Here is a 3820-nt window from a genome sequence, read left to right as displayed (position 1 = left end):
GACGCGACCGTGATCTGCGGCAACTCCCTCGGCGGCGCGGTCGCACTGTGGATCGCCTCGGAGCGCGACCTCGCGCTCGACGGACTCGTCCTCGCGGGCACGGGCGCGAAGCTCGCGGTGGCCGACTCCCTCCGCGACGCGCTCGCGACCGACTTCGACCGGGCGGTCTCGCTGCTTCACGAACCGAATCGGCTGTTCCACGACGCCCCCGCCGAGTATGTCGAGCTCTCGGAGGCGTCAATGCGGGCGTGCGGGCGCGCGGTGACCGAACGGGACTTCCTCACCTGCCACGACTTCGACGTCCGCGACCGCCTCGACGAGATCGGCGTCCCGACCCTCGCGCTCGTCGGCGCGCACGACGAACTCACTCCGCCGGCGTACCACGAGTACCTCGCCGACCGGATCCCGGACGGGGAGTGGACCGAACTCCCCGACGCCGCCCACCTCGCGATGCTCGAACGGCCGGCCGCGTTCAACGAGGCGCTCTCCGAGTTCCTCGCTCGGCTGTAGGTACTGACCCTTTTAGGTCGCCCTCGCGTCGTGGGGAACATGGTGGACAGCGACGAACGGGACGCGGACACGGGGCGGGCGGACGGTTCGGGCGAGCGCGTCGACCCCGCACGCGGCCCCGACGAGCCGGACATCGACGACCTGCTCGCGAAGCTCGACGCGCTCAGCGACACGGTCGACGAGGGCCACGAGCGCGAGAAGGTCCGACAGACCATCTCGCTCGTCGAGCGCATGCCCGGGCGCGCGGCGTTCGCCGAGCGGATCACCAAGTACACCTCCCGGGACCTGGCCGAGTCGTTCGTCGGGGCGGTGCTGTTCGCGCTCCCGCTGCTCGTCGAGGGCGGCGTCTTCGAGATCGCGGCGTGGTTCGCGGCGATCACCGTCGCCGGAGTTCCAGTCCTCCTCTTCGCGCACGTCGGGTTCGTCTTCGCCGCGGTCGCCGGCCTCCTCTACTTCGCCGACTTCCGGCAGATCGTGATCAGACACCCGATCCTCGGGATCATCCCCCGGCGGTACGCGGGCGTCCTCCTCGTGTCGCTGACCACGTCGACGGTGATGCTGCTGTTCTGGGGTCGCCTCCACGAGGGCGACCCGACGGCGGTCGAACGGCTCGGCCGGATCGCCGTCGTCTGGGCCGCGGCCGCGTTCGGTGCGGGACTCGGTGACATACTCCCGGGCGAGTCGCAGGGCGATGACATCGGCCCCCTCGATCTGGACCCGTTCGACGGCGACGGTCCGAAGCGCGGCGACTGAACGCCCCGCGACCGCGGGTGGACGGGCCGGCCTCCCCGCACGTCGATCCGCCTTTTCCACAGCTTTTTCGCCGCGGCGACCCTACCAGTGTCCATGTCAGCGCTACGCGACGCGCTCCGGGACCTCCCGGACGCGGTGTTTGCGGACTTACTCGAATCCGACGAGGGGTACATCCTCGTCATCGACCTCCCGGGCGCGACCGCCGAGACCACCGAGGTCCTCGTCGAGGACGGGCGCATCGAGATCGAAGGCCGCCGCGAGAAGGCGGTCCCCGAGGGGTTCGAGTACGTCCGCGAGGACCGCCCGCTGTTCCTCGACGCGGAGCTCCCGCTCCCCAACGACGCAGACGGGGCGGGCGCGGACGCCGAGACCGACCGCGGCGTCCTCGAGATTACGCTCCCCAAGCGCGACCGCGACGTCTCCCGGACCATCCCCGTCGACGACGCGGACGACGAGGGCGACGCCTGACGGGTGGTCACGCTGGTCAACCTTCGCGCCTACTGGCGGTTCGTCGTCGTCCTGCGGCAGTTCTCGCCGCTCATCGTCGCCTACTGGCGTGACAGCCGGCGCTACTTCCTGTTCGGCGGGAGCCGCGAGGTCGACGCCGAGACCCAGCGCGAGCGCGCCGCGGTGCTTCTCGACATCCTGCTCACGCTCGGCCCGACGTTCATCAAGCTCGGGCAGATCCTCTCGACGCGGCCCGACATCCTCCCGCCGGCGTACATCGAGGTGTTGGAGGGACTCCAAGACGACGTGCCGCCGGCGTCGTGGGAGGAGTCGAAGGTCGTCCTCGAAGACGAGTTCGGCCCGGTCGACGAGACGTTCGACGACTTCGACCGCGAGCCGATAAGCGGTGCGAGCCTCGGGCAGGTGTACACGGCGACCTACGAGGGCGACTCCGTCGCGGTGAAGGTCCGCCGTCCCGGGATCGAGTCGCTCGTCGAGGCCGACCTCCGGACGATCCGCTGGTCGATCCCGCTGGTCAAGCGGTTCACGGGCGCGGGCCGGGCGTTCTCGCTTGAGAACCTCGCGGACGAGTTCGACAAGACGATCCACGAGGAGATGGACTACGCCCGCGAGCGGACGATGCTCGAAGAGATCCGCGGCAACTTCGCCGACGAGGACCGAATCCGGATCCCGCGCACATACGAGGCGGTCTCCGGCCCGCGAGTGCTCACGATGGAGTACGTCCCGGGCACGAAAATAAGCGAGGTCGACGCGCTCGACGAGGCGGGCCACGACCGCACCGCCATCGCGGAGACGCTTCAGGAGGTGTACCTCCAGATGATCATCGAGGACGGCGTGTTCCACGCCGACCCCCACCCGGGGAACCTCGCGGTCGCGGACGACGGCTCCGTCATCTTCTACGACTTCGGGATGGCGGGCCGGGTCGACCCGTTCATCCAGGAGAAGATAGTCGAGTTCTACGTCGCGGTCGCCAGACAGGACATCGACGCCATCCTCGACACGCTGGTCTCGATGGGCACGCTCTCGCCGGAGGCCGACCGGGAGGTGATGGGCAACGTGATGGAACTGGCCATCGCCGACGCCAGCGGCGAGGACATCGAGCAGTATCAGGTGAACCAGATCATCGAGCAGGTGGAGTCGACCATCTACGAGTTCCCGCTGCGGCTCCCGCCGAACCTCGCCTTGGTCCTCCGGGTCGCCACCGTCGTCGAGGGGGTCTGTGTCACGCTCGACCCCGAGTTCGACTTCATCTCGACGGCGACCGACTACCTCCGCGAGGAGGGGTACTACGAGCAGACCGCCCGCGACCTCGCCGAGGACGCCGGCAGACAGGTGCAAAAGACCACCGAGGCGCTGTTCACGGTCCCGCCGAAGGCCGACGAGTTCCTCGACCGCGCCAACCGCGACGACCTGACCGTCAACGTCGTCTTGGAGGACGACACGAAGGTATTAGAGAAGCTGGCGATGCGGATCGCCTACTCGGTGCTGCTCGCGGTCGGCGTCCTCTCGGCGACGATCCTCTACTCGTTCACCCAGCAGTGGCGGATCGCCTTGGGTATCCTCGCGCTGTCCGCGCCGCTCGCGATCGCCTTGTACCGGTCGTTCCGCAAGAAGCGCGGGCTCCGCGCCACGCCGCAGTTCACCAGACAGGGGATGAAAAACCGGCGCGAGGACTGATTCAGTCCCGCGCTTCCGGCCCCTCGATCGGCCGACAGACCCACACGTCCTCCGCGTCCTCGACCGCGTAGCCGCGATTTCTCAACCACTCACGTAGTTCGGCAGAATCGTCGGTCGCAGAATCGGCTGCCTCGGCCTCGTCGTCCGCCGAGTCCGCGTCGTGAACCTCCACTACGAGCAGCGGCCGGTGGGTCGCGATCGCCTCCGCGGCCCCCCGGAGGACAGCGGCCTCGTGGCCCTCCACGTCGACCTTGATCGCGTCCGGCGGCGGGACGGCGACGCCCTCTGTCGGACCGGAGTCGCCGANACCCTCGACAAGGCCGTCGAGCCGCCGGACCGGGACCGACTCCGTGCCCGCGAACGCGCGCGCCCCAACCTCGTCGCGAGGTCGCGGTCGAAACGCCCGAGCAAC

The 3820-nt window shown here is 69.2% G+C and carries 5 protein-coding genes; 4 read left to right on the top strand and 1 reads right to left on the bottom strand.

What is annotated here, in order from left to right; genetic code table 11:
• The 4 genes from BN903_RS13325 to BN903_RS13310 all read left to right on the top strand — a co-directional run.
• Nucleotides 1-510 (top strand): alpha/beta fold hydrolase (locus BN903_RS13325; protein ID WP_048078243.1); only part of this gene is annotated, 510 nt, incomplete at its 5' end.
• Between the two features lie 39 nt (nucleotides 511-549).
• Nucleotides 550-1263 carry a DUF2391 family protein gene (locus BN903_RS13320; protein ID WP_048078200.1) on the top strand — a complete coding sequence of 238 codons (714 nt, stop codon included), beginning with the start codon at nucleotides 550-552 and terminating at the stop codon, nucleotides 1261-1263.
• Nucleotides 1264-1356: 93 nt separating this feature from the next.
• Nucleotides 1357-1731, top strand: coding sequence for an Hsp20/alpha crystallin family protein (locus BN903_RS13315; protein WP_048078199.1), 375 nt, complete (start codon nucleotides 1357-1359; stop codon nucleotides 1729-1731).
• A 3-nt stretch (nucleotides 1732-1734) separates the two neighbouring features.
• Nucleotides 1735-3408 carry an AarF/ABC1/UbiB kinase family protein gene (locus BN903_RS13310; RefSeq protein WP_048078198.1) on the top strand — a complete coding sequence of 558 codons (1674 nt, stop codon included), beginning with the start codon at nucleotides 1735-1737 and terminating at the stop codon, nucleotides 3406-3408.
• A 1-nt stretch (nucleotide 3409) separates the two neighbouring features.
• Here the strand turns inward: BN903_RS13310 and BN903_RS13305 are convergent.
• The coding region (locus BN903_RS13305) for an FkbM family methyltransferase (protein ID WP_228841111.1) at nucleotides 3410-3820 on the bottom strand (411 nt) is incomplete at its 5' end.

Source organism: Halorubrum sp. AJ67 (genome assembly GCF_000513435.1).
This window is presented reverse-complemented; position numbering and strand designations above follow the sequence as displayed.